At 50.3% G+C, this 2,672-nt stretch carries 2 rRNA genes; both read right to left on the bottom strand.

The annotated features are described in order from the left end of the window. Window positions 1-19 precede the first annotated feature (19 nt). Window positions 20-134: ribosomal RNA gene (gene rrf / locus FTT68_RS13920) — 5S ribosomal RNA — on the bottom strand. Window positions 135-325: 191 nt separating this feature from the next. Then, window positions 326-2,672: ribosomal RNA gene (locus FTT68_RS13915) — 23S ribosomal RNA — on the bottom strand; the annotation flags it as partial.

Genomic DNA, 2,672 nt, shown 5'->3' with positions numbered 1-2,672 from the left:
GGGGGATTTTGAATTAATGAGCTGGCGATGACTTACTCTCACATGGGTAACCCCACACTACCATCAGCGCTAAGAGGTTTCACTTCTGAGTTCGGGAAGGGATCAGGTGGTTCACTCTTGCTATTGTCGCCAGCACAACTGTTATGGACTTGTTCGGGTCTTAGTTACTTTGCTTAAGCTTGATGCTTTTGCATGTAATGCCTTACTTTGTTCCAAATGAGTTATTAACGGATTGGCTATTGGGTCTGAATTTTATTGTGTCGCATTAACTAAATCAAGGATTAGTTTAGAATTCAGCTTGATACAACAACTGTTTGGGTGTTGTATAGTCAAGCCTCACGAGCAATTAGTATTGGTCAGCTTCACATATCGCTATGCTTCCACACCCAACCTATCAACGTCCTAGTCTCGAACGGCTCTTTAGAGGAATAAATTCCTAGGGAAATCTTATCTTGAGGTAGGCTTCCCGCTTAGATGCTTTCAGCGGTTATCCCTTCCGAACATAGCTACCCGGCGATGCGACTGGCGTCACAACCGGTACACCAGAGGTTCGTCCACTCTGGTCCTCTCGTACTAGGAGCAGATCCTCTCAAATTTCCAGCGCCCACGGTAGATAGGGACCGAACTGTCTCACGACGTTCTAAACCCAGCTCGCGTACCTCTTTAAATGGCGAACAGCCATACCCTTGGGACCTGCTTCAGCCCCAGGATGAGATGAGCCGACATCGAGGTGCCAAACACCGCCGTCGATATGAACTCTTGGGCGGTATCAGCCTGTTATCCCCAGAGTACCTTTTATCCGTTGAGCGATGGCCCTTCCATACAGAACCACCGGATCACTAAGACCTACTTTCGTACCTGCTCGACTTGTGGGTCTCGCAGTTAAGCGCGCTTTTGCCTTTATACTCTACGCGTGATTTCCGACCACGCTGAGCGCACCTTCGTACTCCTCCGTTACTCTTTAGGAGGAGACCGCCCCAGTCAAACTACCCACCAGACATGGTCCTCGTCCCGGATCACGGGACAGAGTTAGAACCTCAACATTACCAGGGTGGTATTTCAAGGACGGCTCCATTGGAACTGGCGTTCCAACTTCAAAGCCTCCCACCTATCCTACACAAGTAAGGTCAAAGTTCAATGTCAAGCTGCAGTAAAGGTTCACGGGGTCTTTCCGTCTAGCCGCGGGTACACTGCATCTTCACAGCGATTTCGATTTCACTGAGCCTCTGCTGGAGACAGCGCCGCCATCATTATGCCATTCGTGCAGGTCGGAACTTACCCGACAAGGAATTTCGCTACCTTAGGACCGTTATAGTTACGGCCGCCGTTTACTGGGGCTTCGATCAAGAGCTTCGCTTACGCTAACCCCATCAATTAACCTTCCAGCACCGGGCAGGCATCACACCCTATACGTCCACTTTCGTGTTTGCAGAGTGCTATGTTTTTAATAAACAGTTGCAGCGGCCTGGTTTCTGCGGCTGTCAACCGCTCAGGGAGCAAGTCCCATCACCGTCAACAGCGTACCTTCTCCCGAAGTTACGGTACCATTTTGCCTAGTTCCTTCAGCAGAGTTCTCTCAAGCGCTTTGGTCTACTCGACCTGACCACCTGTGTCGGTTTCGGGTACGATTCCAGTGTAACTGAAGCTTAGAGACTTTTCCTGGAAGCATGGTATCAGCCACTTCGCTAGTAAACTAGCTTGCTATCAGCTCTCAGCATAGAGCACCCCGGATTTGCCTAAGATGCATGCCTACAGCCTTCCACCTGGACAACCAACGCCAGGCTGACTTAACCTTCTCCGTCCTCTCATCGCATTACACTGAAGTATTGGAATATTAACCAATTTCCCATCGACTACGCCTCTCGGCCTCGCCTTAGGGGTCGACTCACCCAGCCCCGATTAACGTTGGACTGGAACCCTTGGTCTTTCAGCGAACGGGTTTTTCACCCGTTTTGTCGTTACTCACGTCAGCATTCGCACTTCTGATACCTCCAGCAGACTTCTCAATCCACCTTCATCGGCTTACAGAACGCTCCCCTACCACGTATACAATGTATACATCCGCAGCTTCGGCACATAGTTTTAGCCCCGTTACATCTTCCGCGCAGGCCGACTCGACTAGTGAGCTATTACGCTTTCTTTAAAGGGTGGCTGCTTCTAAGCCAACCTCCTAGCTGTCTATGCCTTCCCACATCGTTTCCCACTTAACTATGATTTTGGGGCCTTAGCTGGCGGTCTGGATTGTTTTCCTCTTGACTACGGACGTTAGCACCCGCAGTCTGTCTCCCGGATAGTACTCATCGGTATTCGGAGTTTGCATCGGTTTGGTAAGTCGGGATGACCCCCTAGCCGAAACAGTGCTCTACCCCCAATGGTATTCGTCCGAGGCGCTACCTAAATAGCTTTCGGGGAGAACCAGCTATCACCAGGCTTGATTAGCCTTTCACCCCTATCCACAAGTCATCCCCTGGCTTTTCAACGACAGTGGGTTCGGTCCTCCAGTTAGTGTTACCCAACCTTCAACCTGCTCATGGATAGATCGCCTGGTTTCGGGTCTACACCCAGCAACTATACGCCCTATTAAGACTCGGTTTCCCTACGGCTCCCCTATGCGGTTAACCTTGCTACTGAATGTAAGTCGCTGACCCATTATACAAAAGGTACGCAGTCAC

This window comes from Acinetobacter sp. Q85-2, assembly GCF_013420555.1.
Lineage (GTDB): Bacteria > Pseudomonadota > Gammaproteobacteria > Pseudomonadales > Moraxellaceae > Acinetobacter > Acinetobacter indicus.
This window is presented reverse-complemented; position numbering and strand designations above follow the sequence as displayed.